Origin of the sequence: Halorussus salinisoli, from assembly GCA_005239435.1 — an archaeon.
Classification (GTDB): domain Archaea; phylum Halobacteriota; class Halobacteria; order Halobacteriales; family Haladaptataceae; genus Halorussus; species Halorussus salinisoli.
The window spans coordinates 1214735-1241130 of sequence record SZNP01000001.1; the positions used below are offsets into that span (position 1 = coordinate 1214735).

30 protein-coding genes and 1 tRNA gene are annotated in these 26396 nt (G+C 62.9%); 18 read left to right on the forward strand and 13 right to left on the reverse strand.

The genetic code is table 11. From position 1 onward, the window contains the following. Positions 1–37: 37 nt before the first annotated feature. Positions 38–925 (forward strand): class I SAM-dependent methyltransferase, encoded by an 888-nt coding sequence (locus tag E2484_RS10470; protein WP_137285135.1) that lies wholly within the window; start codon positions 38–40, stop codon positions 923–925. A 185-nt stretch (positions 926–1110) separates the two neighbouring features. Here E2484_RS10470 and thrS read toward each other — a convergent pair whose 3' ends face one another. The 3 genes from thrS to E2484_RS10480 form a co-directional block, all read right to left on the reverse strand. Next, positions 1111–3039, reverse strand: a complete 1929-nt coding sequence (gene thrS, locus E2484_RS10475; protein ID WP_137285136.1) for a threonine--tRNA ligase — start codon at positions 3037–3039, stop codon at positions 1111–1113. Positions 3040–3985: 946 nt separating this feature from the next. Further along, positions 3986–4153 carry a DUF7838 family putative zinc beta-ribbon protein gene (locus E2484_RS24895; RefSeq protein WP_170977287.1) on the reverse strand — a complete coding sequence of 56 codons (168 nt, stop codon included), beginning with the start codon at positions 4151–4153 and terminating at the stop codon, positions 3986–3988. 323 nt (positions 4154–4476) lie between these two features. Continuing rightward, complete coding sequence (locus E2484_RS10480; protein ID WP_137285137.1) at positions 4477–5991, reverse strand: hypothetical protein; 1515 nt, start codon at positions 5989–5991, stop codon at positions 4477–4479. Between the two features lie 127 nt (positions 5992–6118). Here E2484_RS10480 and E2484_RS10485 point away from each other — a divergent pair, with 127 nt between their 5' ends. The 5 genes from E2484_RS10485 to E2484_RS10505 all read left to right on the forward strand — a co-directional run bounded on the left by E2484_RS10485 (position 6119) and on the right by E2484_RS10505 (position 8724). Beyond that, positions 6119–6358: a glutaredoxin family protein gene (locus E2484_RS10485; RefSeq protein WP_137285357.1), complete on the forward strand. Its 240-nt coding sequence runs from the start codon at positions 6119–6121 to the stop codon at positions 6356–6358. Positions 6359–6426: 68 nt separating this feature from the next. Beyond that, positions 6427–6960, forward strand: coding sequence for a cob(I)yrinic acid a,c-diamide adenosyltransferase (locus E2484_RS10490; RefSeq protein WP_137285138.1), 534 nt, complete (start codon positions 6427–6429; stop codon positions 6958–6960). A 337-nt stretch (positions 6961–7297) separates the two neighbouring features. Then, entirely contained in the window at positions 7298–7849 is a 552-nt protein-coding gene (locus tag E2484_RS10495; protein ID WP_137285139.1) for a hypothetical protein, read from the forward strand. Between the two features lie 162 nt (positions 7850–8011). Continuing rightward, positions 8012–8524 (forward strand): hypothetical protein, encoded by a 513-nt coding sequence (locus E2484_RS10500; protein ID WP_137285140.1) that lies wholly within the window; start codon positions 8012–8014, stop codon positions 8522–8524. 2 nt (positions 8525–8526) lie between these two features. Beyond that, the gene (locus E2484_RS10505; protein ID WP_137285141.1) at positions 8527–8724 is read left to right on the forward strand and encodes a hypothetical protein; all 198 of its coding nucleotides are present in this window, start codon (positions 8527–8529) and stop codon (positions 8722–8724) included. Positions 8725–8831: 107 nt separating this feature from the next. Here the strand turns inward: E2484_RS10505 and E2484_RS10510 are convergent, their stop codons facing one another. Beyond that, positions 8832–9785 carry a zinc-dependent metalloprotease gene (locus tag E2484_RS10510; RefSeq protein WP_137285142.1) on the reverse strand — a complete coding sequence of 318 codons (954 nt, stop codon included), beginning with the start codon at positions 9783–9785 and terminating at the stop codon, positions 8832–8834. Between the two features lie 832 nt (positions 9786–10617). On the opposite strand from E2484_RS10510, the gene E2484_RS10515 reads away from it, so the two are divergent. The 5 genes from E2484_RS10515 (at position 10618) to E2484_RS10530 (ending at position 15923) form a co-directional block, all read left to right on the forward strand. After that, a complete protein-coding gene (locus E2484_RS10515) occupies positions 10618–11847 on the forward strand; it encodes a Cdc6/Cdc18 family protein (RefSeq protein WP_137285143.1) in 1230 nt (409 codons plus the stop codon). Between the two features lie 239 nt (positions 11848–12086). Further along, positions 12087–12263, forward strand: a complete 177-nt coding sequence (locus E2484_RS24900) for a DUF7501 family protein (RefSeq protein ID WP_170977288.1) — start codon at positions 12087–12089, stop codon at positions 12261–12263. 479 nt (positions 12264–12742) lie between these two features. Further along, on the forward strand, positions 12743–15451 hold the full coding sequence (locus E2484_RS10520) for an AAA domain-containing protein (protein WP_137285144.1): 2709 nt from the start codon (positions 12743–12745) through the stop codon (positions 15449–15451). 110 nt (positions 15452–15561) lie between these two features. Continuing rightward, positions 15562–15753, forward strand: a complete 192-nt coding sequence (locus E2484_RS10525) for an LSM domain-containing protein (RefSeq protein ID WP_137285145.1) — start codon at positions 15562–15564, stop codon at positions 15751–15753. Next, positions 15750–15923, forward strand: coding sequence for a 50S ribosomal protein L37e (locus E2484_RS10530; RefSeq protein ID WP_137285146.1), 174 nt, complete (start codon positions 15750–15752; stop codon positions 15921–15923). The genes E2484_RS10525 and E2484_RS10530 overlap by 4 nt, the downstream gene beginning before the upstream one ends. A gap of 144 nt (positions 15924–16067) precedes the next feature. Here the strand turns inward: E2484_RS10530 and E2484_RS10535 are convergent, their stop codons facing one another. Both E2484_RS10535 and E2484_RS10540 read right to left on the reverse strand, forming a co-directional pair. Continuing rightward, positions 16068–16652, reverse strand: a complete 585-nt coding sequence (locus E2484_RS10535; RefSeq protein WP_137285147.1) for a hypothetical protein — start codon at positions 16650–16652, stop codon at positions 16068–16070. Beyond that, positions 16653–16934, reverse strand: a complete 282-nt coding sequence (locus E2484_RS10540) for a hypothetical protein (protein ID WP_137285148.1) — start codon at positions 16932–16934, stop codon at positions 16653–16655. Between the two features lie 551 nt (positions 16935–17485). Between E2484_RS10540 and purF the strand changes: the two genes are divergently transcribed. From purF to E2484_RS10555, 3 genes are all read left to right on the forward strand, one after another. Continuing rightward, the gene (purF, locus tag E2484_RS10545) at positions 17486–18967 is read left to right on the forward strand and encodes an amidophosphoribosyltransferase (RefSeq protein WP_137285149.1); all 1482 of its coding nucleotides are present in this window, start codon (positions 17486–17488) and stop codon (positions 18965–18967) included. A gap of 106 nt (positions 18968–19073) precedes the next feature. Beyond that, positions 19074–19451, forward strand: coding sequence for a hypothetical protein (locus tag E2484_RS10550; RefSeq protein WP_137285150.1), 378 nt, complete (start codon positions 19074–19076; stop codon positions 19449–19451). 231 nt (positions 19452–19682) lie between these two features. Further along, the gene (locus E2484_RS10555) at positions 19683–19931 is read left to right on the forward strand and encodes a hypothetical protein (protein ID WP_137285151.1); all 249 of its coding nucleotides are present in this window, start codon (positions 19683–19685) and stop codon (positions 19929–19931) included. On the opposite strand, the gene E2484_RS10560 is transcribed toward E2484_RS10555, so the two are convergent. Next, on the reverse strand, positions 19928–20485 hold the full coding sequence (locus E2484_RS10560) for a DUF420 domain-containing protein (RefSeq protein ID WP_137285152.1): 558 nt from the start codon (positions 20483–20485) through the stop codon (positions 19928–19930). The genes E2484_RS10555 and E2484_RS10560 overlap by 4 nt on opposite strands. 124 nt (positions 20486–20609) lie before the next feature. Between E2484_RS10560 and E2484_RS10565 the strand changes: the two genes are divergently transcribed. Continuing rightward, positions 20610–20694: transfer RNA gene (locus E2484_RS10565), tRNA-Leu, on the forward strand. A 165-nt stretch (positions 20695–20859) separates the two neighbouring features. On the opposite strand, the gene E2484_RS10570 is transcribed toward E2484_RS10565, so the two are convergent. The 6 genes from E2484_RS10570 to E2484_RS24910 form a co-directional block, all read right to left on the reverse strand. Beyond that, positions 20860–21174 (reverse strand): hypothetical protein, encoded by a 315-nt coding sequence (locus tag E2484_RS10570; RefSeq protein ID WP_137285153.1) that lies wholly within the window; start codon positions 21172–21174, stop codon positions 20860–20862. 134 nt (positions 21175–21308) lie between these two features. Then, positions 21309–21710: an acyl-CoA thioesterase gene (locus E2484_RS10575; RefSeq protein WP_137285154.1), complete on the reverse strand. Its 402-nt coding sequence runs from the start codon at positions 21708–21710 to the stop codon at positions 21309–21311. Positions 21711–21869: 159 nt separating this feature from the next. Next, a complete protein-coding gene (locus E2484_RS10580; protein ID WP_170977289.1) occupies positions 21870–22577 on the reverse strand; it encodes a DICT sensory domain-containing protein in 708 nt (235 codons plus the stop codon). Further along, positions 22577–23005 carry a DUF7344 domain-containing protein gene (locus tag E2484_RS24905; protein WP_170977290.1) on the reverse strand — a complete coding sequence of 143 codons (429 nt, stop codon included), beginning with the start codon at positions 23003–23005 and terminating at the stop codon, positions 22577–22579. The genes E2484_RS10580 and E2484_RS24905 overlap by 1 nt, the downstream gene beginning before the upstream one ends. Before the next feature lie 55 nt (positions 23006–23060). After that, positions 23061–23780, reverse strand: coding sequence for a DICT sensory domain-containing protein (locus E2484_RS10585; protein WP_170977291.1), 720 nt, complete (start codon positions 23778–23780; stop codon positions 23061–23063). Next, entirely contained in the window at positions 23777–24181 is a 405-nt protein-coding gene (locus E2484_RS24910) for a DUF7344 domain-containing protein (RefSeq protein WP_170977292.1), read from the reverse strand. The genes E2484_RS10585 and E2484_RS24910 overlap by 4 nt, the downstream gene beginning before the upstream one ends. 122 nt (positions 24182–24303) lie before the next feature. Here E2484_RS24910 and E2484_RS10590 point away from each other — a divergent pair, with 122 nt between their 5' ends. The 3 genes from E2484_RS10590 to E2484_RS10600 all read left to right on the forward strand — a co-directional run bounded on the left by E2484_RS10590 (position 24304) and on the right by E2484_RS10600 (position 26381). Further along, positions 24304–24810 (forward strand): helix-turn-helix domain-containing protein, encoded by a 507-nt coding sequence (locus E2484_RS10590; protein ID WP_137285157.1) that lies wholly within the window; start codon positions 24304–24306, stop codon positions 24808–24810. 61 nt (positions 24811–24871) lie between these two features. Next, on the forward strand, positions 24872–25840 hold the full coding sequence (locus E2484_RS10595; RefSeq protein ID WP_137285158.1) for a sugar phosphate isomerase/epimerase family protein: 969 nt from the start codon (positions 24872–24874) through the stop codon (positions 25838–25840). A 166-nt stretch (positions 25841–26006) separates the two neighbouring features. Further along, complete coding sequence (locus E2484_RS10600) at positions 26007–26381, forward strand: DUF7522 family protein (protein WP_137285159.1); 375 nt, start codon at positions 26007–26009, stop codon at positions 26379–26381. Positions 26382–26396: the final 15 nt, after the last annotated feature.

Genomic DNA, 26396 nt, shown 5'->3' on the forward strand with positions numbered 1-26396 from the left:
AACGGTTATTTTTGCGCCGAGAGTCGAATAGCAGTCCATGCGCAAACTCCGACTCGGCGACCTGCCGAAGCACTCGCCGTGGCCCGCCCGCCTGCTCGGACTCGACGACTGGGAGGAGGAACCGGGCTACGGCGGAATCGGCGTCTCGACCTACGACGAGGTGTACGGCAACCTGCTCGCGCTCGCCCGCGAGAACCCCGAGATGGACTTCCGGGAGGTCCAGCGCTCGGCGAACCACTACGCCGAAGAGAGCCCCGTCCCTATCTCGCGGGCCGAGGACCTCTTCCTCGTGGACGTGGACGAGAAGCAGGAGCTACAGGACGAGGCGCTGGTGGCCTCGCTAGCGGGGTCGCTCTCGGGCGGCGAAACGGTCGTCGCACTCGGGTGTGGCTGGGGGTACGAACTCGGCGTCCTCGCCGACGCCTACCCCGACTGCGAGTTCGTCGGCGGCGACCCCACCGAGAACGGCGTGGCGCTGGGCCGCGAACTGTTCGGCGACCACGACCGAATCCGAATCGAGCCTTTCGACTTCCGAGACGACCGGTGGAACCTGCTGGAGAGCGTGCTGGCCGACGAGGAAGGGAGCGAGGACGAGGGCGACGCCGAAGCCGACGACGTGGTGCTGTTCACGCAGGGGTCGCTGACCGCGCTTCCGAGCGTTCGAGAAATCGTTTCCGAGACGCTAACTCGGTACTCCGACCGAGTCCAGGTCGGCGTCCACCTCGAACACGTCCGCGAACTCCACCCCGAAGACTCGCTCCTCGGTCAACTTCGGCGCAGTTATACCGATCGTCGTGACTACAACGACGACCTCCTCACGTCGCTCCGGGACGCCGACGAACTCGACGTGACCGCGACGACCTACGACGTGGTCGGCGGGAATCCGCTCCATCCCCTGTCGGAGGTTCGGTGGGAACCGGCGTGAGTCGGTGGAGTAGGAACTATCGTGAGTCGGCGAAACCTCGGTCGGCTCAGCGAACGGCTACGAGTTCCGACAGGACGTCCTCCGGTTCGAAGGGCTTGGGCCACTCGTCGACCGCAACCTAAATATACCAGGTCATAATCACTTCTCGTTCGGCTCGGGCGAGAGAACCCCGAAAAGAGTTCGCGCTACTCCAAGAACGTCGGCTCGATGGCCTTGGCCTCGATTTCTGCGTCGAGGTGGTCTCGGAAGGTTTCGACGTTCACGTCGTCGCGCTCGCGTTCCTCACGGTCCCTCACCGAGATGGTCCCGGCCTCCTCCTCGTTGTCGCCGACGACGAGCATGTAGGGCACGTTGTCGTCGTGGGCCTGCTGAATCTTCTTGCCGACCGTCCACGACCGGTCCTCGATTTCGACCCGGAAGTCGCCGAGGTACCGGTTCTGGAGCTGTTTCGCGTAGCCGATGTTGTCGTCGCTGACCGGGAGGATGCGGACCTGCTCGGGCGCGAGCCACGTCGGGAAGTTGCCCTTGAAGTGTTCGATGATGATACCCATGAATCGCTCGAACGTCCCGAGCAGCGCGCGGTGGACCATCACCGGGCGGTGAGGTTCGTTGTCCTCGCCCGTGTAGGTCAGGTCGAGGCGTTCGGGGATGTTGAAGTCGAGTTGGACCGTGCCGATGGTCCATTCCCGGCCGATAGCGTCCACGGCGTTGATTCCGATTTTCGGGCCGTAGAAGGCGGCCTCGCCCTCTTCGACGTCGTAGTCGAGGCCTTCCGAGGAGAGGGCGTCCTTCAGAGCGCCGGTCGCTTGCTCCCAGATTTCGTCGCTACCGACCGCGTCGTCGCCCTTCGTCTCTAGCTTGTACTGCACGTCGAGGTCGAAGTGGCCGTAGATGTCGTCGATAACGTCGAGGACCGACAGAATCTCGCCCCGAATCTGGTCCTTCCGGATGAAGGCGTGGCCGTCGTCCTGCGTGAATCCGCGAACCCGGAGCAGGCCCGAGAGTTCGCCCGACTGCTCGTTGCGGTAGCAGGTGCCGAACTCCGAGAACCGAACCGGCAGGTCACGGTAGGAGTACTGATGGACGTCGTAGACGTGGGCGTGGTTCGCGCAGTTCATGGGCTTCAGGCCGTACTCGGTGTCGTCCTGTTCCCACGCGAACATCTCTCCCGCTTCCTTGAACGTGTCGTAGTGGCCCGTCGGCTTCCAGAGTTCGGCCTTGTTGAGTTCGGGCGTCCAGACCTCGTCGTAGCCCAACTCGTCGTTCTTCGACCGGATGTAGTCCTCCAGTTCGCGGCGAATCGTCATGCCGTTGGGGTGGTAGTGGGCGCAGCCCGGCGAGTGGTCGGGGATGGAGAACAGGTCCATCTCTTGGCCGATCTTCCGATGGTCGCGCTCCTCTGCCTCCTCTCTGCGCTCCAGGAACTCCTCTAACTCCTCCTCGCTCTCGAAGGCCGTGCCGTAGACGCGAGTCAACATCTCGTTGTCCTCGTCGCCGCGCCAGTAGGCACCGGAGATAGAGAGGAGCGCGAACCCGCCGATTTCGCCGGTCGATTCGACGTGCGGTCCTCTACAGAGGTCCTCGAACTCGCCCTGTTCGTAGAAGGAGATGGACTCCTCGTCTGCGGCCTCGTCGTCCAGAATCTCGCGCTTAAAGCGGTTGTCCTCGTAGACCTCGAACGCCTCCTCGCGGTCGCGCTCGAACCGTTCGATGGCGAGGTCCTCGTCGATGATGTCGTAGGCCTCGTCCTCGATGGCGGCGAGGTCCTCCTCGTCGAGTTCGACGCCGTAGATGTCGTAGTAGAACCCGTCGTCGGTCCAGGGGCCGATGGTCAGTCTGGCTTCGGGGTAGAGTCGCTGGAGGGCCTGGGCGAAGACGTGGGCCGCCGAGTGGCGGAGCACGTCGAGGTACTCGTCGCTGGAGGGCGTGACGATCTCCAGTTTCGCGCCGTCGTGGAGTTCACTCGCTTTGTCCACGAGGTCGCCGTCCACGACTCCCGCGACGGTGTCCCGGCCGAGACCGGGACCGATTTCGAACGCCGCGTCCTCGACCGTCGCGCCTTCCTCGAGTTCGAGTTCGGAACCGTCGGGAAGAACGACCGTAATCTGGCTCATGTTTCGTTTACGGTCCCGGTGCATCCATAACCCTTTCTACACGCGGGTTGGAGACGACCGGCGATTCAGTTCGACCTCTAGGACGACCCGCGATAGTCGGGTCGAGCGGAGCGGTTCAGCAGAACGTCGGCACCGCGGCCGAAACGAACCGTGTGCGAACATCCGTCGGACAGGAACGTAGAATCCGTCCGGTCGAGTGCTTCAGAGTCCGCTTCTGTGTAGCGAAGCCCCTCCGCCGTGAACGCCGCCGCTGGCCGTATTCTCTATACCGAGATGTGATTTATCAGTGCTGGTCGGGCCGCCGTCTCGGTGGCCGTTCGCCCTCGCCAGCGTGAATCGAGAATTCGATTCGGACGTCGAACCCGGGAATTCGAGCTCCGCGTTCGGAAGCGGCGTCCTTCGGAACGCTCCGACTTCCGCACTCACGAGGAACGGCGAGACCGGCGACGAGGTCACTCGTCGGTGGACTGAACGCGGTCACCCTCACAGAGGCGCAGACCCCGAGGCCGCCCGGCCGGGTACCCCTTCACCGCTCGCTCGGCGAGATTCCCTCGACCATCGACCGCCAACTGGGCTTTTCGTGGGAGAACAGCCAGATCCAGAGATCAGTGGCGGCGCCGCGGTTGGCGGGTCGCCGACCGAGGTTCCACCTCCGAAGGAGGAAAATGCGGCTTAGAAACAATTTTTGTTGTTCCTAAACATGGTTTTTATTCCTCGAGAGATTATCTTGAGTTCGAGGTGGAACGACGGTGGGACGTGAGCGTTTCCGACGCCCAGTAGTAGACGACGCACGAACGCGCGGAGGTACCTGCCAGTCCCGAGAAACGGGGACTACCATCCAGCGAAGCGGTTCCGTACTGGTGAGAGAAGTCGGCGAGCAGTCGCTAGTGAGCGAACCGAGTAGCAGAACCACTGGATAGCGCCACTACCGAAGGAGAGAGCGCCGTCAGGCCTCGGCCGAGTCGATGTCGCCGTCGATGCGCACGAATCGGAAGTCACACTCCGGACAGCCCCACTTGGTCTTCAGGCCGAGGTGGAGGTTCGTACTCGCGGTACGGTAGAACGTCCGTTCGGTGCCACACTGGGGGCAGTCGTGGTCGAGTTCCTGAGCCATGTTCGAACGTCGCTTCGCGTCGCATTTGAGGATACTGGTTTGGGCCGGGCGTGCAATCGAGTACGCAAACGGTCTGCGCAGTTGCGTCGAACCCCGGGACGTACGAGTTCCATTCCGCTCGATTCGAAGTTCGAGGGGCGGGACGCTTACGACCCCTCAATAAACCTTATACCGATATATTAATTCTCGTAGTGCGTCGTACCTCCGACGTAGCGAGTAGACGGCCCGACGGCGGGCGTATGGCCGGAGCCCGTTACCCTTCTGGTGCTACCGAGACGGACCCCGCTCTCGTGGTCTCGGCGTCCGACGCCATCCGCGGCGGTTCAGTCGTCCAGCCAGTCGTGGAACGTCCCGGTGACGAGCGTCTCGGACTGTCGCCGGACGTACGACGCCTGCATCTCGCGGACGGCACCCGCGATCGGCTTCCCGTCTTCGACGTGTCGGCGCAGTTCGCGGCGTTTCCATCCTGCCGGAGTGATGCCCCCGGTGACTCGAGTACGGAGCAGATCGAGGTACTCGTCCGCTTCGGCCTCCGAGAGACCGCGCAGGGTGAGACCGTCGCGGGCGTACGCCAGCAGTTCGGTCAGTATCTCCTCCGTGTCGTCGGTATCCTCGCCCTTCGCGGTTATCCATTGGAAGTCGGCGTCGAGACCGTCGCGCATCGCGGCGTAGAAGTTCCGGCGGGCGGCGTCCCAGTCGAGCGCCAGCACGGGATGGTCCCGCCGGGGGAGACTCTCCATGAGTCCGGCGAACGCCGCGACGAACGCGAGGCTGTCCCGAATCGTCGGCTGAGCCGGGAGCGCCCGGAACTCGATGCGGGCGTTCGCCGACGAGGTGGTCGCGCCCTCGAACACCGGACGAACCCACCGCCAGAAGCTCCCGTGCTTGTGTTCGAAGTGGCGGAAGGCGTCGTCGAACCGACCCTCGGATTCGACCCGCATCGGTACGAGCGGTGGGTCGGCCGCGATGCGGTCGACGGCTTCCTCGACGGTCGTCACGTCCGCCGGGAATCGTACCTTCTCCTCGCCGCTCTCGGGGTTGAGTACGTCCTCGAAGACGGGGATTCGATTCTCCATCCAGTGGTCGTCGAGGACCACGTGAGCGTCGTCGGTGTCGTACAGTTCCGGCGGGAAGAACGGTGAGTTGACCCCGAGCGCGAGCAGCGGTCCCGCGACCCGGAGCGCGTACCGGAAGCGCTCGGGCAGGTCCGGCGCGTGGGGCACCTGATAGTGGGGCTGGATGGAGGTAGTCAGGCTCTTGGGCATCACCACGTCCGTCGAGAGGTCGACGTGCGGCGTCTCGATTCTCGTCTTCGGCGCGTACGTGTCGGCGTTCGCCATCGCCTGATACCTGGTGTCGTCGGCCACGTTCGTCGTGATGCGCACGCCGTCGCGCTCGACGCTGTCGGTCAAGTACGTCCGGGCCGACTCCCCCGCTGGCGGTACGGTCCAGAGGCCGTCGCTCACGAGCCGTATCCGCTCGGCTCGCGCCCTCGTCTGGGCCGCTTCGAGTCGGGACTGGGCCTCGGTCTGTTGGGCGCGTAGCCCGAACTCGTTGAGTGGTTGGGGATTGGTGTGGAACTCGGCGTTGTGCAAGCCGAGTTCCCCCTCGAAGTTGACGAGTTCCAGAAGCGGCCGCGGCATCCGCCGGAGGCTGGCGTCGGCCTCGGCGACGCCGTACAGTTCGTATTCGAGGCCGACGATAGCCTGCGGGTTGTCGAACGTCCCGTCGCGGATTTCGTCCTTGAGCTGTTCGGCTTCCCGTTCGACCGTGGCTGCGAAGTCCTCTTCGGAGACGGTCAGTACGTCCTGCACCGAATCGACTAGTTCGGTGCTCATGGGCGACAATTTGACTTCCTCCGACGTGAATCTAACTCCCGGTACCGCTTCCCCGCCCGACCACTCGCTCGGCATCGATTACTCGTCCGGCATCAACTACTTGCCCGGCGAGGGCGAACCCTTGCGCATGTCCGTGAAACTCTACGCACTCGACGGCTGTCCGTACTGCGAGACGGTCCACGACGCACTCGACGACCACGGCGTCGAGTACGAGACGCGCTGGGTAGAGGCGCTCCACTCCGAGCGCGACGAGGTGAAGCGTATCAGCGGCCAGCGCGGCGTTCCGGTCCTGGTAGACGAGGACGCGGGCGTGACGATGGCCGAGAGCGAGAAAATCGTGGAGTACGTCGAAACGTCGCTGGCCTGAAATCGCGGCGAAACCGGGGCCAGTCGTTCGGGACGAGAGTTAAGTACGGTCGGTCGGAACTCGAAGGCATGAAGATTTACACCGGTCGCGGCGACGAGGGTCAGACCGACCTCCGAGACATGTCGCGGGTCTCGAAGGCCAGCCCTCGCATCGAAGCCTACGGGACGGTAGACGAGGTGAACGCGCTCGTCGGGCGGGTTCGACCGACGGGTCACGACGACGTGGACGACCACCTCCGGGAGATACAGAACCACCTCCACGTGGTACAGGCCGACTTCGCCAATCCCGACCCCGACGAGGGCGACCCGGTGGTCTGCGAGGAACACGTCGAGCAACTGGAAGATTGGATGGACAGCTACGACGAGGAACTCGAACCCCTGGAGTCGTTCATCCTGCCCGGCGGCGGCGACGCCGGCGCGCGACTCCACCACGCCCGGACGGTCTGTCGGCGCGCGGAACGCCGCGCCGTGGCGCTCGAAGCCGACGAGGACATCAACGACTCCGCGGTCACGTACCTCAATCGCCTCTCTGACGCCCTATTCGTCTTGGGCCGGGTCGTCAACCAGCGCGACGGCGTGCCCGAGGAATCACCGACGTACTGACCGCTGGATTGCTTTTCCGCGGCTTTCGACCCTCCCTTCCGACTTTTTCCCGGTCTCGGCCGACCGGCCGACAGGATGCGCTCGGTGTAACAACCGACAGTCTAGGTGGACTGAAAGGGGCCGCCCGGTCGCGTTCGGTGTAGTCGTCTGAGCAGGCGACTATTCGAGCGTCGAACGAAGTGAGACGCGAGAATATCCTGCTCAGCGACCGCGACCGGGCGGGGGCTTTCTAAACCGAAGTTCCGATCCGTCCGGGAATGTCATCAGTTCTGTCTTTTCCAAGGAGTAGCCGAGACCGACACGTTAATTCTCTCTCGGTCGCATGAGACACGTAAGCATGCGGATACGCGAGTGGAAGGACATCGTCGATGACGTGGTCGAGAAGGACGTGGACTCCGACGACTGGCGGGCGGTCGGCGGGTCCCGAGCCGACGGCGTCGGCGAGGACCTCTACCTCGGCCACCCGCGAGGAGGCGTCTACCTCCTGAAGACCTACGCCAAGAACCCGTACGAGGTGAAAGGCGTCGGTACGCAGGTCGCGCGCAAACTCGACGACGAAATCGGCTCGTTCCTCCCCGAGCAGGAGACCGGGGGCCGCTTCGCTGTCCAGAACCCGCCCGAGAGCGAGGACGACGCCGAGGAGAAGGCCCGGCACCTCGAAGCGGTCGTCGAGGCCCACGCCGACGCGCCGACCACGCCGAACGATTTCTTCGACGACGTGATGGACGCGCTGGACAGTCCGGCGTTCGGTCCCATGGACTTCGACCAGTACGGCCGCCCGGAGTCGGCCGACGAACTCTCCGAGCGATTCGAGGAGGCCGAAGACCTGCTGAACGAGGAACTGGAAGACCTCATCGACGATGACGACGTGGGTAGAGCGTTCCAGTAGCCGCGTCGGTCTATTCTGTGGCCGCGTCGGACTACTGTAAATCCTGTTTCCGGCGTTCGTCCCCTGGTTTTCCGGCGTTCACCCCGTGATGTCCCGGCGCTCTTTCAGCGGCTTTCGGTGCGGACGAGTAGGCTTAAGCGAATTCGCCGACACCGGTTTTCCATGAACCCGACCGAAACCGTCGAGGACTACTACGAGGCGCTCCGGCGGAGCGACCCTCTCTCGCCCTTCTTCGCCGAGCGCGACGACGTGGTGAAGTTCGGCATCAGCGAGCGTCTCGGAGGCTACGAATCGGTCGCCGAGGGACTCCGCGAACAGACCCGGGCGACGGAGGATTGGCAGGTCGAGAGCCGTGCCTTGGAGGTCGTCGAGCGTGGGTCGGAAGAAGTGGCCGGACGTAAGTCGGAGGAAGCGGTCGGAAGTGAGTCGGAGGAAGCGGTCGGAAGTGAGTCGGAGGAAGCGGCCGGAAGCGAGTCGGTGGCGTGGTTCACCGACGACGTGGGTCTCTCGTGGATAGACTCGGACGGAGAACGCCAGTCGTTCGACACGCGGTGGAGTGGGGTTCTCGAAATCGAGTCGGGACGGAGCGGAGCCCACGAAAGCGAGTCAGACGAAGGCGACGAGCGACGCTGGCGATTCGTGCAGATGCACGTCAGCGCGCCGCACGACCTCTAACGATGGTCGGCCCTGCAACCGACGAAGAGAAGCGAGACGCGATGAACGTGCTCAAAGCCAGTATCGTCGTGCTGGTCGGTGCGTCGGCCGGACTCATCACGCTCTCGGGCGGCGGGTCGCTGGTGCAGGTCGCGGTCGCAGTCGTCGCGGGGTCAGTGGTCGGAGCGGTTCTGCTCGCCTACCTCGTCTATATTCTGTAGCGCCGCGGATATTATGGATTCTCCGCAGTATTAGGGATTCTCAGCAGCATTAGTGCTTCTCCGCAGTATCCGGGTTTCCCGGACCAATCAGGAACTCTCCGTATCGATCAGGGATTCACTCGGGTCAGCCAACGCTGAGGAGCGTCCAGTTCCGCGTCGGTCGGCAGATTCTCGGGACGGTCCCAGACCACGCTCGCACCTTCGATGCCGCGCTCGGCGGCGACCGCCTCGAAGAACGCTTTGCCGCGCTCGTACTGCCTGCGCTTCAGGCCGAGACCGAGCATCCGGCGGACGAGTCGGGAGAGCGGGTCGCCGCCGCGTCTGCGGGCCTCCATCTTCTCGCGGAGGTCGGCGTACTCGTCGTCGAACGCGCCGTCCATCAGGAGTTCGGCGTACCCCTCGACCGCGGTCATCGCGGCGTCGAGTTCGCGGAACGCCTCCCGGTCGAGTCGTCCCTTCGCCAGCGCGTCGATGCCCGACTCCATCCGCGCTTCGAGGTGACCCGAGAGCCACGGGGCCGCGCCGAACTCCGCGGCGTGGGTCACTTCGTGGAACGCTATCCAGCGCCGGAATCGGTCGTAGTTCACGTCGAGTTCGCGGGCGATGCGGTCGATGTTCGGCCGGACGAAGTAGAGGGCGTGTTCGTCGCTGTCCGCCAACAGGAGCGGGTCGTACTGGCCGAGGACGTTCTTGGCCAGCACCGAGAGCATCACCGACATCGTGCCGGTGTTGATGGTGCGGGCGACGCCCGGCATGACGGCGGGACCGTGTTCCTCGACCGGTTTCATCACCCGCCGGAAGGTGTCGATGTTGGCGTCGATCCAGTGATGTCGGTTCTGGACTTCGATAGTGTTAGGCACGTCGAACTCCGCGCCGGAAACCTCGCGTACGCGAGTACGGGCGTCCCGCACGTCGGCCGCGTACCCTTCCTGCTCGGTCTCGGACAACTCGAGCGAGCCGGGAGACGTCACTGCCTTCGCTGCCTCGGCGACCGCTTCCCAGTCGATGGGTCCGTCGCCCGACGCGTCGGCGATTGCCCGGACGCTACGATAGAGACTCACGGCTTTCAGTTGGGGACGGGTGGTCAAAATCTTTCTGCCGCGTTTGGGTGGGTCTGGCTGCCGCGTCTGGGTGGGTCTCGCCCGCCGAGATACGCTCTCGTCCGGATGGTGGGGTTACCGTTTCGTTCGGTGGGGCGAACCGTCGTCGTGAACCGGACGGATTCGTGGACCCTACTCACGCGCCCACAAGGTGAGTAGGCGGGTGGGGGCACACCACCGTCGCGTTTGTAAGCGGGGGAGTCGGGTGTTGGGTGGGTCGGTGGCTTTGTCGGCCCCTGACACCACTGTCGCGGATGTATTCGGGAACTACTAAACAGAACAACATTGGAACCCTCATATTCGTGTTATAGGGGATTTACTCATCGATAACGCCATATTTACATTCGAGATGGTGGTGTGTGTTCTTCTTCTAGGTTCGTCTGTCGTTACAGACGCGATGGGGGTGTGTCACTCCTTCACTATTTTATGTCTCTCGTTGGCGTCTCCCGTCTCATCTCACGTCGTCTTTTGCGTCTTCTCCCCTTCGCCCTCACTTGTTATCATTTCCCACAGCAACTGCGTCTTCCAACCCCACCTCCCCTCCACTTACATCCGCGAGGTAGGTGTCTGTCCAACCCGTCTACCTTCTCTGCAACCCGTTCGACAGTCTCGCCTGCTGGAACGTCCACACCGGCAGAACGTCCGCACCGCCAGAACATCCGCGATGGTACTCCGAGAGCATGGTTCCTGCGAATTGGTTTCAAACCCTCCTATTTGGTCGTTGGTCGGGAAGATACATCCGCGACGATACCCCCTCCATTTATATTCTGAAGTACGAAGGCACTCTCATCAGATGGCTACCGACGACGACGTAGACCGCGATCCGCTCTTCCGGTACGACGAACCGATATTCGCGGACGAGGACCTGCTTCGCATCTCTCACCTCCCCGGACCGAACCGAATCGTCGGGCGCGACGAACACATGCAGAAGGTCGCCGAGGCTCTCAACCCCGCCATCTTCGGCCAGGAGCCGACCCACCTCTTCATCTTCGGAAAGACAGGGACCGGCAAGTCGCTCATCTCCCGGAGCGTCTCCAAGCGCGTCGAGAACGAGGCCCGTACCGAGGACGTGGACGTAGAGACGGCCTTCATCGACTGTGGCGAGCAGACGACCGAAGCCTCCGTCATCAAGACGGTCGGCAGGGAACTCAACGAACCGAACGAGACCGGCATCACGGTTCCCCAGCGGGGACTCGGCACCGGGGACTACTACGACCGCCTCTGGCAGATTATCGACGCCTGTAGCGACGTGGCAATCGTCATCCTCGACGAGATAGACATGCTGGAGGACGACGAGGTACTCCGGAAACTCTCGCGGGCGGGCGAGAATCGAAGAATCACCGACTCGACCATCGGCATCATCGGCATCTCGAACAAGATCGACTTCCCCGACGAACTCAACGAGCGCGTCAAGTCGAGTTTCGCTCACGACGAACTCGTCTTTCCCCCGTACGACGCCCACCAACTGGTGGACATCCTCCAGAACCGGGCCGACGCCTTCCGCGACGAGGTGCTCTCCGACGACGCCGTCCCGCTCACGGCCGCGCTCGCCGCGCAGGAACACGGCGACGCCCGGAAGGCAATCGACATCCTCCGCAACGCCGGGCGAATCGCCACGAAGGAAGAAGACGAAGAGGTCACCGAGGAACACGTCTACGCCGCGAAAGAGAAGACCGAGGCCGACCGCTTCGCCGAACTCATCGACGGCGCGCCCACGCAGGCGAAGGCGATTTTGCTCGCGCTGACCGTCCTGACCGAGAACAAGCCCCGGGACCAGTTCCCGACTCAGCAAATCTACCGGCAGTATCAGTCCATCGCGCGGAAACTCGACATGGACTCGCTGTCCGAGCGCCGAGTCCAGGAGATTCTACAGGAACAGGACTTCCTCAACGTCATCAACTCCGAGACGAAGGGCCGGGGCCGGGGACGCGGAGTCCACACCAAGCACCGACTACTCGAAGAACCCGAAATCGTGAAGAAGGTCCTCAATCGGGACTCCCGAATCGCGGACCTCGGTATGTGAACCCGCCTCGACCCATCTCTTCCGCGTCTCGTCCCCCGCCTCGGCCAATCCCTTCCGCATCTCGTCCGTCTCTCCGTCTCTGGTTTTCTCCTGCTCCAGCACTTTTTTCGCCCTTCGTTCTCTCCCCTTCCTGAAGGTACCTCGACAGTCTAGAACATATTAGGGGAATATTACCTCAACTTAGGTATATTAAACATATCTGGGAAGAGTTTATACGCCAAGACGTCCCGACAACAGCCATGTCAACTGCAACGACGTGGAACGACCCGAACGACTGCCCGTTCTGCGGTAACGAACTTCAGAACCCCGGCGCAGGCTTCATCGACCACATCGAGGCGAACCCGGACTGCGAAGAGGGATTCGAGACGTGGCGGAGCCAGATAGCCGACGATATCTGCGGCGGTTGGTCCGGATAATCCCTTCGCTGCTGGTCCGAACAGTAGTCAACTGTTTTTCTAGACTACTCAAGAACTACCGAGCACGTCGCTCGGTGTGTTCGAGTACCGTATTCCGTAAGCAGAGGTCAGCGACGAGTACGTCACGCTCGCCCGAAAATATAATAGGTTACCTAATATCAATAATATCTAATTGAGGCGTCTTATAGGAAGGCTTATCACTCCGTCTCGGCTACCGACTTCTACGATGAGATGCCCCCAATGTAGCGGTGAACTCGTAGTTGCACACGGCTACGAGTCGTGTTCGAAGTGCGGCCACATCCCGCCACACGGTTCCGACTGACGGTCCTACGAGTTCCACGAAGCGGTATCGTTCGCGACGACCACCATACCCCGTATTTTGAACCGCGTTCCATCCGGGACCGACGGGTGCCGCATGTCGAATTTCGACCGTCTGCGACCGGCGGGATTTTTCTACCGTCGGGCGCTACCACTGTCTCGTGAACGTCCGGGGAGAAGTCGTCGAAGTCGGAGACGTCCGAACCGTCAGCACGCAGTACGGCGAACGCGACCTCGTCGAGGTCACGGTCCGCGCGGACACCGGTCCCAAGCAGGCTACAGGCCGCGAGGCTACCGACCTCGAACAGGTCACGCTGTGGGGCAAGTGGACCGAGAGCGCCGACCTCCTCGAACCGGGGATGGAACTGCTCGTGACCGACGTCGAGGAGAGCGAGTATCGAGGCGAGACGACGTACTCCACGGGCAAGGACTCGTACGTCGTCGTGGAACCGTCGTTCCTCGTGGACGTGACCGACGTTCGGTCGTGGGTCCAGTGCCCGCGGATGTACTACCTGAACAAGCTATCGGGGATTCCGCTGGCGTATCCCGTCGTCAAGGGGACCATCGTCCACGAGGTGTTCGGCGACCTGCTCCGCGGACGCGATCTGGACGACGCCATCGAGGAGCGCGTCGAAGAGGCCGGACTCGAACTCGGTCTGCTCGGCCGGGATCGCGACGAGGTGGCCGAGGAAGTCCGCCAGAACGCGGCGGCCATCGAGGGGTGGCTTGCGCAAGGTGCCCTCACGGAGGAGGACGACTGGCGGAGCGAGCAGACGCTCATCAGCGAGCGATTCGCTATCAAGGGTCGGGCGGACGCGCTCCGGCGCGGGATGCCCGTGGAACTCAAGACCGGCAAGAACCTCAAGCGCGACCCGCGGTTTCAGGACAAGATTCAGGCGGCGTGTTACGCCCTGCTCCTCCAAGAGAAGGGCGTCCCAGCCGACACCGGCACTTTACTCTACACGAAAAACAGCGCACTGGACAGAAACGAGGAGTCGGGCGACCTCTCGCCAGCCAAGGAGTTCTCCATCGGCGACGGCCTGCTGGACTTCGTGGTGCGCACGCGCAACGAAATCGCCGCGATGGAGTACGAGGCGGTCGAGTCGACGGAGGACGGCGCCGGCGTGCCGACCGGCTACGAGGCCGACGCCAAGTGCGAATATTGCTTCGAGCAGGACACCTGCATGGTGGTCTCCGGCCGTCTCGACCAGGAGTCGAAGGCGGGCCAAATCGGCGACGCCATCCCGGAAGAGGAACGCGACTACTTCGACCGGATCTATCGACTCGTCGAGGAGGAGCGCCGGGCGACCCACGCCGAGTACGCCAAACTCTGGCAGCAGACCGCCGAAGAGCGCGCCGACGACGATCGGGCGCTCGTCGACCTCGAACCCGCGGGTCGCCGCCAACTCGACGGCGGCCGGTGGGAGATGCGGGCCGAGCGCGTCGGGGGAGCGGTGTCCAAAATCCGAGAGGGCGACGTCGTACTCGCCAGCGACGGCGACCCCGTGAACGGCCACGCCGAACTGGGTCGCGTGGAGCGACTCGACGAGGAGGTCGTCGTCACGGCCGACGAACCGGTCGAACTCCGCCGTCTGGACGTCTACCCCTCGGAACTCTCGGCCGACCGGATGCTCACTGCTCTGCACGACTTCCTGCTCAAGGGCGACCCGCGCCGGAAGGACGTGCTGTTCGCCCGCGAGGGCCCGGAGTTCGAGGACGCTCACGAAACGTACGTCGACAACAACGAGGCCCAGAACGACGCGGTGAACCTGGCGGTGAACGCCGAGGACTTCGCGCTGGTCCACGGTCCGCCGGGCACGGGCAAGACCTACACCATCGCGCGGACCATTCGAGCCTTGGTAGACCGAGGGAATCGGGTCCTGCTCTCCGCCTTCACGAATCGCGCGGTGGACAACGCCCTCGAAGCCCTGCGGGACCAGGGCTTCGAGGACATCGTGCGCGTCGGCACCGAGAGCGGCGTCCGCGAGGACATGCAGGACCTGCGACTCGAACAGGCGGGCGACCCCGGCGAGCGCGTCGCGGAGTTGCGGGACGCGGGCGTCGTCGCCGCCACGACCGCGACCTGCGGGTCCCGAATCATGCGCGAGCAGTCGTTCGACGTGGCGCTGGTGGACGAGGCGTCCCAACTCACGGAACCCAACACGCTCGCGGCGGTGAACCTCGCCGACCGGTTCGTCCTCGTCGGCGACCACCAGCAGTTGCCGCCGGTCGTCAGAACCGAAAACGACCTCTCGACCTCGCTCTTCGAGCGTCTCATCGAGGAGTGTCCCGAGGCGGGCGTGATGCTCGACCGCCAGTATCGGATGAGCCAGCGGATTCAGGCGTTCGCGTCCCGCGAGTTCTACGACGGCGACCTTCGGCCCGCCAGCGGCGAGGTGGCCGCCCAGCGCCTCTCGGACCTCTCCGACGTGACCGAGACGGCCCTCCCCGACGACCTGCGCGGCGGGGGCGGCGTCTCCTTCGTTAACCCCGACGGCCACACCGACGGCAACACCAACCCGGGCGAAGCCGAGCGCGTGGCCGAGGTAGTCGAGGAGTTCCTCGCGGCGGGCGTCGCCTCCGACGAAATCGGGGTCATCGCGCCCTTCCGCGCACAGGTCGCCGAAATCGGTCGCAGGGTTCCGGACGACGTGACCGTGGACACGGTGGACCGGTTCCAGGGGTCGAGCAAGGAGGTCGTCGTGGTCTCGTTCGTGGCGACGGAGGACCTCGACAGTCCGATCTTCGAGGACTACCGTCGAGTGAACGTGGCACTCACGCGAGCGAAGAAATCGCTGGTGCTGGTCGGCGACGAGGACGCACTCCGGAGCGACGACCTCTACTCGCGGATGGTCGATTGGGCGTCGTGAATCGGGCCGTTCCGACGCGCTACCTTTCAATCGAACGACCAGATGTCGAAAGTTTCCCCAAAGGCGCGTTTCCGGTACGTTTAAGGCTCCGACGGATGCCGATACTGTATATGAGTGGACGACCGCTCGACGTGCTGGAAGCCTCTCTCAACGAGCAGGTAACGGTACGATTGAAAGGCGGCGAAGAGTTCGAGGGCATTCTCACCGGCTACGACCAGCACATGAATCTGGTGCTGGAAGACACCGACGAGGAAGACACAACCATTATACGCGGCGATAACCTCGTGTCGATAAGCCCATGACTGGAGCAGGAACCCCGAGCCAGGGGAAAAAGAACAAGACGACGCACGTGAAATGTCGTCGCTGTGGCGAGAAGTCGTATCACGTGAAAAAGGAGAAATGTTCGAGTTGCGGTTTCGGCAAGTCCGCTAAGCGCCGCGACTACGAGTGGCAGAGCAAATCTGGCGAATAAGCCGCGTCGCACACTCGATTCTCCCTTCTCTCTGGAATCGTTCTGGTAGCTACTTCTAAATGCATATTTTTGAAATGCAGAATACACTACGTGAGATAGATTTAGTGATGTGCTCTCTATAGGCTTCCACAGCCAGTTCAGGTACTAGTCATCCATGTCGATATACTGTGCGAAATCGTGGTAGCCCATAGTCCCATCGTCACCGTAGTATCCCACTTCTGTATCTTGCTTATACAGAGTATCCTGCAAGCCCGGAGACGTGTCTGCCGCTATTTCTGTTCCCGTTTCGAAGGTTGATGAGTCCTCACCGTTATCGAAATCATCCCAGTACCAACTGTAGGCGATGTTGTCTCTATTTACATCGAGAGTCCGGTCAACATCTCCACCTTGACTGTAAGTCCAGTTGATCGACACACCGCTGTACGAGATGGATAGACCGATGCTGTTTTCCTCGTTGCTGGACCCATCCGCGGGCTGTCTGTCGACTATGTCTAAACCGCTTCCGCCGTAGTAGCTCCAATCGTGGATCGAATCTGCATCGTAGATTTCGTCATCGTACCCATCACCTGGAGTACAGCTTAGCGTCTGGTGAGAACCCCATCGGGAGTAGTTCGTATCATCGCCCGACCACCAGTAGACTTTCACGTCCGAGACCGTGTCACCGTAATCCTCGTATCGACTGTACACGTCGTCAGACCAGAGCTCCCAAGGTTCGTTCACTTCGGGCATCTACAGTTCCTCCTCGAATTTTTGAGCGTATTCATGGACATCGTCGTGAACGTTCGGGACTTTCGACGTGGACTGGGTAGAACCAATGTATCGGCGAGTTTGTCCTTCTCTGTTCACTGCCGCCACGGCACCGACTATGTTTGTGTCATCTTCATCTTCGACTCCGCCCACGGCGAACGGTTTGTCTTTGACGAAACTCGCAAACTCCTGTGCCTGCATGCTTACCAGTTCTCCATCTGAGAGCGGGTTGTCGATTGAGCGGGTAAACTCGATCACTTTCACGTCGTCCTCAGTTGCAGATGTAACTCCGGTCGCACCCAGGGCAACTGTCGATCCAAGGCCTTTCAGTACCGCGCGTCTTTTTTACATCGCATATTAGTTAACAAATAGTATGTAAATAAACATTTCTACCATAATATTATATTATATAATATATTATAGTTATTAATATAAGTAATAGTTTATAAATATATCTATCTACATACGGCAATAGAAATACTCTAGTGTATCGAGCTATAATAGCGGATATGTCAAATAAAACCTACCAATTCGGTCTTTTAATAACGGTATTTGGTGGATTCTTATCACTCAACGGTTCGCATTTCGGAGATCTAAGCTCGTTATTTAGGAGTTTTGGAATATTTATCCTATCTTTCGGTATGGTAATCGGTGTAATTGGGCTCTTAGCGACGACTGACTGAGAAACGAGACGAGCTCTAGTTAGAAGTGTTGAGGGGGATCAGTACCACGAACGTGCATACTTCTCTCCGAGAAAGATAAAAAGTCGGCACGATAACGAGGGTTTTTACTACGCTGGCGCAGTACCTCCGACTATGCCAGACGGCCGGGACCCGGTCCCCAGTAGTCCGACCGAGAACGCCCTCTCCGGGCCGACCGAAAAGTGCGGCGTCGTCGGGGTCTCGCTCACCGAGCGAGACGCCGCGCGACCGCTCTACTACTCGCTGTACGCGCTCCAGCACCGCGGGCAGGAGTCGGCGGGCATCGTCACCCACGACGGGTTCCAGCAACACGACCACGTCGAGATGGGACTCGTCGGCGACGCGTTCGACGAGGACGACATCGAGAGTCTCCGCGGGAGCGCGGGTATCGGCCACGTTCGCTACCCCACCGCCGGGAGCGTGGACAAGTCCTGCGCCCAACCGTTCACCGTCTCGTTCCGGAGCGGGGCCTTGGGTCTGAGCCACAACGGCAACCTCGTCAACGCCGACGACGTGCGCGACGAACTCGCCGCACAGGGCCACGCCTTCACCTCCGACGGCGACACCGAGGTCATCGCCCACGACCTCGCACGTAACCTGCTGGAAGCCGACCTCGTGCGAGCGGTCAAGCGCACGATGGGGCGGATTCACGGTTCGTACTCGCTGGCCATCATGCACGACGACACCGTGCTAGGGGTCCGCGACCCCGAGGGTAACCGTCCGCTCTGCATCGGCGAACTCGAAGACGGCTACGTCGTCGCCAGCGAGTCGGCCGCTATCGATACGCTCGACGGCGAACTCGTCCGGGACGTGCGACCCGGTGAACTCGTCGTCCTCCGGCCGGACGGCGAGGGTTTCGACTCCTACCAACTGTTCGAGCGCGAACACACCGCCCACTGCTTCTTCGAACACGTCTACTTCGCCCGCCCGGACAGCGTCATCGACGGCAGTCTCGTCTACGAGGTCCGGCGCGAACTCGGCCGCAAACTCTGGGACGAGAGCGGCATCGACACCGACGTAGTCATGCCAGTTCCCGACTCCGGGCGCGCCTTCGCCAGTGGTTACGCGGAGGCCGCCCAAGAGGAAGACTCGAAGGTCGAGTTCGCCGAAGGGCTGATGAAGAACCGCTACGTCGGCCGGACGTTCATCATGCCGACCCAGGACGAGCGAGAGCGCGCGGTCCGCCTGAAGCTAAACCCCATCAAGTCCACCGTGGAGGGCAAGACCGTCACGCTCGTCGACGACAGCATCGTCCGGGGGACTACCTCCACGCAACTCCTCGCCCTACTCCGGGACTGCGGCGCGGCGGAGGTCCACATGCGAATCGGTGCGCCGCCCATCGCCGCGCCCTGTTACATGGGCATCAACATGGCGACCCGCGACGAACTCATCGCCGCCGACAAGTCCACCGAGGAGATCTGCGACGAGATAGAGGCCGACAGCCTCGCGTACCTCTCGACCGAGGCGGTCGCCGACGCGCTCGGCGAGGAGCGCGACGACCTCTGTATGGGTTGTGTCACGGGCGAGTACCCCTACGACATCGAGGGCGAGGAGATGGATTCGGCCCACGCAGCGAACCCGAAACCCGAACTGTAGCGGCCTACGGCGCGAATACCGTCTCGGACCCAGCGACCTCACGCCGCGTCCCTCACGCGAGACGGTCGGCCACAGTCGCTACCCGTCTCGAACTCGAACTACCCCCATGGTCGAAGAAGACCTCGGAGAGGCGACTATCACCTACGAAGGACCGGACGGCGAGACCGTCGAACAGACGGTCGAGAACGAACACGTCGCGTACTTTCAGGACCACTGGATAGTCAAGACCGGCGAAGACGACCGCGGGCGGGACCTCGTGCGCCGCATCCCCGCCTCGCGCGTCTACCACGTCGAGCGGACGGTCGAACAGTTCGAGCGAGAGGTCGAGACGGTCCGAGACCAGGTGCAGTCGGTCGCCGACGACCTCCGGACGAAACTCCTCGGCGGCGCGAGCAGCGGCACCGACCGAGGAAGCGAGAGCGAGACCCTCCACATCGACGTAGAGAGCGGCGAGTCCGACGACAGCGACGACCGGGACCGATAGCGTCCCCGTACCGCGTCGAAGATTCCTGGCAGCACGAAGAACATTTCTTAAAACATCGATAACAAGTGTTAAACAACTTCCTTTCTCTCTTATCCGAACTTTTCTCTAACCGAACCCCTCTCTAACCGAACTACGTCGGGCGTCCCCGAGACCCCGACCGCCTCTCTCGGCCAACCGCGCCCGGCAGAACGGGCAAAACAGTTAATCGACGACGGGCCGTGGGAATCGAGGATGGCTTCGGGTCACGACGCGGGCGACCGACGCGTGCGCCGCGAAAGGGGGAGCGAAGGCGACGAGGAGAGCGTGGGCGAGGAGGGGGCAGAGACCCACCCGCAGCCCGAACTCCGGTGGGTGCGACTCCGAGAGCCGAGACACGCTATCGAAATGGGGCCGAACGGCCGGATCCTCGACCACCGGTACCACGAGGGGTACGACGCGTGGGAGGTTTTGCTGGAGACCTACGAGGGGGAACTCGGTTAGAACAGATACAGCAGGAGGTAGACCACGACGCCGAGCGCGAACGAGGTCAGCCACAGCGAGGCGGCGACCCGGCCGACCCGCGGGTGATTCGTCGCCGAGAGTTCCGACACGGGCCGGGTCAGCGCCAGCAGGAGGACGTAGTAGAGGAGCGGGATGCAGACGACCGCGAGCAGGACGTGAATCCCGAGAATCGGATAGAAGACGAACTGCTCGACCACCTGCGGCCCCTCGAAGTGGGTCGGGCCGAGGAGCGCGACCCGGTAGAGGTACAGCGTCAGGAAGGCGGCGAACAGCACGACGCCCGCGAGCATCCCTCTGCGGTGGCGCTCGACCTTCCCCTGCCGAATCCAGCGCCACGAGGCGGCGACGACGCCGAACGCGACGACGCTGATGGCGGCGTTGACGTGTGGGATGGCCGCCAGCACGGGGTCGGGAGCGCGCGGGAGCGTGCCGGCGGGCACGACGCGGAGCACGGCCGCGAAGACGAGTGCGAGCGAGACGACGGTCAGGAGGCCGGTCAGCGCGGGGACGTGACGCTCGGCGAGTCGCTGCATGGGTGGGCGTAGGGAACGGAGTAAAATACACCTTGCCGTGTGTGGCGGTGCCGTCCCGGAGTTGAAACGAAAGGCATTTTATCCGGGTAGTGTCTACATCTGAGTGTAGAGAAAGACCCAGCGAGCGTGGGTAGCCAAGCTAGGCCAACGGCGCAGCGTTGAGGGCGCTGTCCCGTAGGGGTCCGCCGGTTCAAATCCGGTCCCACGCATCGCACGCGTGGCTTTGCCACGTTTAGGATGCAGGTGGAGTCCCTTGGGACTGCACCCACGCACAATTCCTTTCGGACGCCAACTCCCGAGCGATAGGTCCGTTCTCTTCCGAGCGATAGTTACGTCTGATCTCTTCCGTGAATAGCGAGCGTTTCGGCGAGTTCCTACTCCGTGCTCGCGTTCGTCGGGCGGAATCGAACCGTCTTCAGTCGTCCCGACGGGACGCCGCGGACCTCCACGACGCGATACGTCCGGGACGGAGAGAGATCACACTGCGGGCCGACCAGTAGCGTCGTCGAACTCTCCTCGACGTGGACCGCGACTGCTCGATACATCTTCGTCGGTCCGGGGTCGTCGTTCGGACGCCGGACCAACGTCGCGCCTCGGCGTGCATATTCGCGCGGCAGGAGACCACAGATGGTGGCCTCGCAGTCCGATACGGGACTCTCGGCGTGAGTTTCGTCATCGAAGTCGTTCACCGCGCGGCGATTCCACCGACGCCTAAATAAACGGTGACGACGGTTCACTCCGAAACTGCTGTCGCGGTCGGAACCGCGAGCGATAAACGATTCACCTGCGATACGAACGGTTCGCGCGCCGAGGAAAGCCGCGATTACAGTCCTTCGAACTGTCGTATCTGCTCGCGCCACGCGTCGGGAATCGGCCGGGAGGACTTGGTCTCCTCGTCGACAGCGACCTGTACCGTCTCGCCGGTCGCCGCGACCGTTCCGTCGGCGCGGACTTCGTACTCCATCGGAATCGACGACGTGCCGAGTTCGGGGACCCGCAGTGCGACCGTCACCTCGTCGTCGATTTCGACCGGTCGGCGGAAGTCGATTTCCAGACTGGCGAGGACGGACTCGATCTCGTGGAGGGGAACGTCGAGCACCTCCTCGAAGTAGGCCACGCGCGCCTGCTCGAAGTACGAGGCGTAGACCGCGTTGTTGACGTGGCCCATCGTGTCGAGGTCCCGATAGCGAACGTCTACGTCGACGGTAAACGAGTCGTCGGTCATCGTTGCCACGTCGGAGTGCCCCGTAGTTCCGTCTATCGCTTTCCGGCGTCCCGTCGACGTGGCCGGGGTGACTCTCGGTCACTCGGACGGCGCGTCGAGAATGCTAACTATCGCTCGAACACTCCCGTCACGACGGCATCGTCTCGGTCGAAACGGGAATCACCCGTAGGTCTCCCGCAGGTAGCCCTCGATGTCGGCGACCAGTTCGGGGTCGTAGGTCCAGAATCCGTGGAAGGAACCGGTGTCGCTCTCGACTTCTTCGGCGACGAGCGCGGAGGTCTGCTGGTCGTCACCGCCGCCGTCGAAGACGACGAACCAGAACGCGCCGATTTCGTCGGTTTCCTCGGCGTGGACCGTCGCACCCGGTACGTCTATCGAGCGGTCGGGTTCGCCGTACACGTGAACGTCGAGGCGGGTGTCTCCAGCCAACGTCTCGTACTTTCCGCGCTCCGACGCCAGCCTCGAAAGCGACTGAAAACCGCTCCGGAGCGTGCCGGTGGCCTGTCGGTAGGCCCGGTCCTCTATCTCCCGAGTCACCGCGAGCATCTGGCGCTTGTCGAACGAGACGAACGTGGTGTCCGCGAGCAGGTTCATCGGGACTCGAATCGCCTCGTTCGGAGCGAGTTCGCGCTTGGCGACCGTGGGCGAGACGAGTTCACGCACGGCGTCCGCACCGACGCTCCCGACGAACTCCCCGTCCGCGGTCACGACGACGAACCCGCCCGAACCGGTGTCCGGGAGCGGTTCGTGTTCGACCGTCACGTTCCGGGCTTCGAAGTAGCGTTCGAGTTCCTCGTCGGGCTCGGGCGCGTACACCGTAATCGTCCGTCGGTAGGACGCGACCTCGTTCACGAACTCGCGGAGCATCACTGGCCCTCCCTGTCCGGCCCGTCGGTTTCGTCGCTGGTGCGACGTTCGGTCGGGTCTCCGCGCTCGGCCGTTCGCCGCTCGAAACTGAGCGCCGCCGACAGGATACTGTCGAACGTCTCGGGCATCGAGTCGAGCGTGACCTCCCCGGAATCGGAATCGTATCGGACGAATCCCTCGTCTTCGAGTTTCGGGAGGTCGACGTGATGGAGAGACACCTGCACTCGCTGGCGGTCGTCGGGCGTCACGATTTCGACCTCGTTCTCGTGGACCTGCAACCATCCGGCCAGAACTGTCGCCAACTCCTCGACCGTGGCGGTTCCCCGGTCGTGGAGGTAGTAAAGCAGGTACCGACGCTCGGTGCGCGAGAGGGCGTCGAATATGCTCCCTATCGTCTCGGACGAGGCGTCGGGTTGGTCCTCGACCATCGTTCACGTATCGTCGGACGCTTGCGGTAAAGAGTGTTTTGTAACTGGCACCACTTCATCCGTAGGTCTCTCGCAGGTAGCCCTCGATGTCTGCGACCAGTTCGGGGTCGTAGGTCCAGAATCCCCGGAAGGAACCGGAGTCGCTCTCGACTTCTTCGGCGAGGAGCGCACAGGCCTGTCGGTCGTCACCGCCGCCGTCGAAGACGACGAACCAGAACGCGCCGATTTCGTCGGCGTCTTCGGCGTGGACCGTCGTGCCGGGCACGTCGGGCGACCAGTCGGGTTCGCCGTATACGTGAACGTCGAGGAGGCCCTCGGACCCGAGGGTAGCGTACACGTCGCGCTGGGCTCGCAGTGCCGACAGCGACTGGAATCCGGTTCGGAGCGTGCCGGTGGCCCGTCGGTAGGCCCGGTCCTCTATCTCGCGGGCCGCCATGAGCATCTGACGCTTGTCGAACGAGACGAACGTCGTGTCTGCGAGCAGGCCGAGCAGTGCCCGAGTCGGGTCGTCGGTGCCGGGTTCGAGGTCGGCAGCGGTCGGCGATACGAGGTTCGCGACCGCCGACCCGCCGACGCTCCCGACGAACTCCCCGTCCGCGGTCACGACGACGAACCCGCCCGAACCGTCGTCGGGGACGTACTCGTGTTCGACCGTCACGTTCCGCGTCTCGAAGTGGGATTCGAGCGCGTCGTAGGGTTCGGGAGCGAACACCGTGATGGTCTTCTCGCGGTCGGCGACTGCGTCGAGGAGTTCGCGGAGCCCCATCTTCGTCATCCCACGCCTCGGTCGAATGCTGACCTGTCGGCCCGTTTGGACGCGTCGCGGCGCTGGTCGAGCGAGCGGTCGAGAACCTTCTCGGCGAGTTCCGGGAGCGATTCGAGCGTTACCTCGCCGGAGTCGGCGTCGTATCGCACGAACCCCGCGTCCACGAGTCGCGGGAGATGGACGTGGCGGAGCGAGACCTGCTCGCGTTCGAGGTCCGCGGGCGTGACCACGTTGCCCTGGTCCTCGCGGGTCCCGAGCCATCCGGCGAGAACGGTCGCCAACTCGTCGAGCGTCGCGCAGTCTCGGTCCCGCAGGTAGTAAAGCGCGTATCGCCGGTGAGCGTCTGCGAGGACGCCGAACACCGCGTCCACTTCCGCGGTCGCGTCGGCGTCCCGTGTGTCGTCGTTCATGCTGTCCCGCAATGTATTGATCACGAACGTGTATTAACCATTTGGCAGAGACGTCCGGCCACGATCGGACGGGGAACGGCAAGCGGGGTATTCAAATGTGTCGTGCCCTAACTGGTTCCCACATGGCTAAGTACTCGACTGGCGGGTCGTCTGGCGGCGGTAACAGCGGCTCGTGCGAACTCTGTGGCAAGTCGAGCGACTCGCTGACCGAAGCCAACGTGGCCGGAGCGCAGTTGCAGGTCTGCTCGGACTGTGCGTCTTCGCACAACGATAACGCCAAGACGCAGTCGTCGGACGACGGTCGCGAGCGCGACCGCAAGCGCAAGGCCGCCCAGAACACGGCGAAGGCCAGCGGCGTCTACGACGGCGATTCGAGTCACTGGGAGGAAGAGGGTACCAACTACGACGACGACCCACTGCCGTATCTGGTCACCGACTACGGCGAGCGAGTCGAACAGGCCCGGCGGGACGCCGGACTCCAGCGTGACGAACTCGCCGACGAACTCGACGCATCCGAGAACGACCTCCTCGCGGTCGAACAGGGCCGGGCGAATCAGGCCAACGTCGGCGGGGGCCTCATCGAGGCCCTCGAAGACCGCCTCGACGTGCAACTCGCCGAAGAGCGGTAGGTTTCGCCGACGTTTCCGGTCCCGTAATCTTATTCACTACGTTCGTAGTGAGTAGGAACGTATGGATATCGGCGTTCACACACCACCACTGTACGGAGAGTCCCTAGAAGACGCGATGGCGTACCTTCACGGCATCGGCGTAGATGCAATCGAACCGGGCGTCGGCGGCCACCCCGGCGACACCCACCTGCCGCGCGACGAGTACCTCGGCGACGACACGGCCCAGAACCACCTGTTCGACCTCCTGGACGAGTACGAGATGCGGATTTCGGCGCTGGCGACCCACAACAATCCGCTCCACCCCGACGACGAGACGGCCGAGCAGGCCGACACCGAACTCCGAGAGGCAATCGAACTCGCGGACCAACTCGACGTCGACGCGGTGACGTGCTTCTCGGGGCTTCCGGCCGGGAGTCCGAACGACGAGACGCCCAACTGGATCACGGCACCGTGGCCCGACGAACACGCCGAGGCCCACCGATACCAGTGGGAGGAGGTCGCCATCCCCTACTGGTCGGACCTCGCGGAACACGCCGCCGACCACGGCGTGAACGTCGCCATCGAGATGCACCCGAACATGCTGGTCTACGAACCCTCGGGTATGCTCCGACTGCGGGAAGAGACCAACGAACGCATCGGCGCGAACTTCGACCCCTCGCACCTCTACTGGCAGGGCATCGACGTGACCGACGCGATTCGCTTCCTCGGCGAACACGACGCCATCCACCACTTCCACGCCAAGGACACCAAGGTCTACGACGCCAAGGCGCGCTACAAGGGCGTCCTCGACACGACGCCCTACGACGAGGAACCCGACCGCTCGTGGCTGTTTCGCTCGGTCGGCTACGGCCACGGCGAGGAGCATTGGAAGGACATCGTGAGCACGCTCCGGATGGTCGATTACGACGGCGCGCTCTCCATCGAACACGAGGACTCGCTCACCAGTTCGAACGAGGGTCTCGAAAAGGCGGTGTCGATGCTCCAGCGCGCGGTGTTCCGCGAGCAACCCGGCGAGGCCTACTGGGCCTAATCTACGGGGAGAAACGAGCGCTTCGGTGTAGAGCGTATCGTTATCTTCGCCGAGGTCGGAGACCGATTGCCGGACCTATCGATTCCTTCGTCCGATTCCTAGAGTCGATTCCCATCTCCCCGTAACGCCAACAGCACTTTTCGTATTGTAGGTGGAAGTGCACGGCATGGGGGACGTAGTATCAGACGACCTCGCAGACCAGTTAGTCAGTGCTTGCCGAACGAGCGTCGGCGACGAACTCCGGAGCGTGACGTACTTCACCGAGGACGACGAGGAGCAGGTCTACCTCCGCGAGGGCCTCGAAGCGGAGGCCGACCTCGTGGGATTCACGGACAACGAGCGACTCGGTTTCCGGACGCAGGCAGTGTATCACGACACCGAACTCGGCGAGTACCTGTTCAACATCCGCGTGTTCGAACGCGGGTATCTCACCCGGGTCATCGTGGACGACCACGGCGCGTTCGTGACGACGGACGAGATGGAGATAGACCTGTTCAAGGAACTCGCCTCGGCAGTCCGGACCGTCCTCGCCGAGGAGTAGCGTGCCGGAACTGTA

What these genes read in the sequence shown, in the direction of transcription:
- E2484_RS10595 (WP_137285158.1), top strand. Translation starts at nt 24,872, where the DNA reads ATGGATATCGGCGTTCACACACCACCACTGTACGGAGAGTCCCTAGAA.
- purF (WP_137285149.1), top strand. Translation starts at nt 17,486, where the DNA reads ATGCCAGACGGCCGGGACCCGGTCCCCAGTAGTCCGACCGAGAACGCC.
- E2484_RS10480 (WP_137285137.1), bottom strand. Translation starts at nt 5,991, where the DNA reads ATGAGCACCGAACTAGTCGATTCGGTGCAGGACGTACTGACCGTCTCC.
- E2484_RS10600 (WP_137285159.1), top strand. Translation starts at nt 26,007, where the DNA reads ATGGGGGACGTAGTATCAGACGACCTCGCAGACCAGTTAGTCAGTGCT.
- E2484_RS24900 (WP_170977288.1), top strand. Translation starts at nt 12,087, where the DNA reads ATGTCAACTGCAACGACGTGGAACGACCCGAACGACTGCCCGTTCTGC.
- E2484_RS10575 (WP_137285154.1), bottom strand. Translation starts at nt 21,710, where the DNA reads ATGACCGACGACTCGTTTACCGTCGACGTAGACGTTCGCTATCGGGAC.
- E2484_RS10495 (WP_137285139.1), top strand. Translation starts at nt 7,298, where the DNA reads ATGCGGATACGCGAGTGGAAGGACATCGTCGATGACGTGGTCGAGAAG.
- E2484_RS24895 (WP_170977287.1), bottom strand. Translation starts at nt 4,153, where the DNA reads ATGGCTCAGGAACTCGACCACGACTGCCCCCAGTGTGGCACCGAACGG.
- E2484_RS10525 (WP_137285145.1), top strand. Translation starts at nt 15,562, where the DNA reads ATGAGTGGACGACCGCTCGACGTGCTGGAAGCCTCTCTCAACGAGCAG.
- E2484_RS10490 (WP_137285138.1), top strand. Translation starts at nt 6,427, where the DNA reads ATGAAGATTTACACCGGTCGCGGCGACGAGGGTCAGACCGACCTCCGA.
- E2484_RS10585 (WP_170977291.1), bottom strand. Translation starts at nt 23,780, where the DNA reads ATGACGAAGATGGGGCTCCGCGAACTCCTCGACGCAGTCGCCGACCGC.
- E2484_RS10530 (WP_137285146.1), top strand. Translation starts at nt 15,750, where the DNA reads ATGACTGGAGCAGGAACCCCGAGCCAGGGGAAAAAGAACAAGACGACG.
- E2484_RS10485 (WP_137285357.1), top strand. Translation starts at nt 6,119, where the DNA reads ATGTCCGTGAAACTCTACGCACTCGACGGCTGTCCGTACTGCGAGACG.
- E2484_RS10555 (WP_137285151.1), top strand. Translation starts at nt 19,683, where the DNA reads ATGGCTTCGGGTCACGACGCGGGCGACCGACGCGTGCGCCGCGAAAGG.
- E2484_RS10500 (WP_137285140.1), top strand. Translation starts at nt 8,012, where the DNA reads ATGAACCCGACCGAAACCGTCGAGGACTACTACGAGGCGCTCCGGCGG.
- E2484_RS10535 (WP_137285147.1), bottom strand. Translation starts at nt 16,652, where the DNA reads ATGCCCGAAGTGAACGAACCTTGGGAGCTCTGGTCTGACGACGTGTAC.
- E2484_RS24910 (WP_170977292.1), bottom strand. Translation starts at nt 24,181, where the DNA reads ATGAACGACGACACACGGGACGCCGACGCGACCGCGGAAGTGGACGCG.
- thrS (WP_137285136.1), bottom strand. Translation starts at nt 3,039, where the DNA reads ATGAGCCAGATTACGGTCGTTCTTCCCGACGGTTCCGAACTCGAACTC.
- E2484_RS10470 (WP_137285135.1), top strand. Translation starts at nt 38, where the DNA reads ATGCGCAAACTCCGACTCGGCGACCTGCCGAAGCACTCGCCGTGGCCC.
- E2484_RS10560 (WP_137285152.1), bottom strand. Translation starts at nt 20,485, where the DNA reads ATGCAGCGACTCGCCGAGCGTCACGTCCCCGCGCTGACCGGCCTCCTG.
- E2484_RS10515 (WP_137285143.1), top strand. Translation starts at nt 10,618, where the DNA reads ATGGCTACCGACGACGACGTAGACCGCGATCCGCTCTTCCGGTACGAC.
- E2484_RS10550 (WP_137285150.1), top strand. Translation starts at nt 19,074, where the DNA reads ATGGTCGAAGAAGACCTCGGAGAGGCGACTATCACCTACGAAGGACCG.
- E2484_RS10590 (WP_137285157.1), top strand. Translation starts at nt 24,304, where the DNA reads ATGGCTAAGTACTCGACTGGCGGGTCGTCTGGCGGCGGTAACAGCGGC.
- E2484_RS10580 (WP_170977289.1), bottom strand. Translation starts at nt 22,577, where the DNA reads ATGCTCCGCGAGTTCGTGAACGAGGTCGCGTCCTACCGACGGACGATT.
- E2484_RS10505 (WP_137285141.1), top strand. Translation starts at nt 8,527, where the DNA reads ATGGTCGGCCCTGCAACCGACGAAGAGAAGCGAGACGCGATGAACGTG.
- E2484_RS24905 (WP_170977290.1), bottom strand. Translation starts at nt 23,005, where the DNA reads ATGGTCGAGGACCAACCCGACGCCTCGTCCGAGACGATAGGGAGCATA.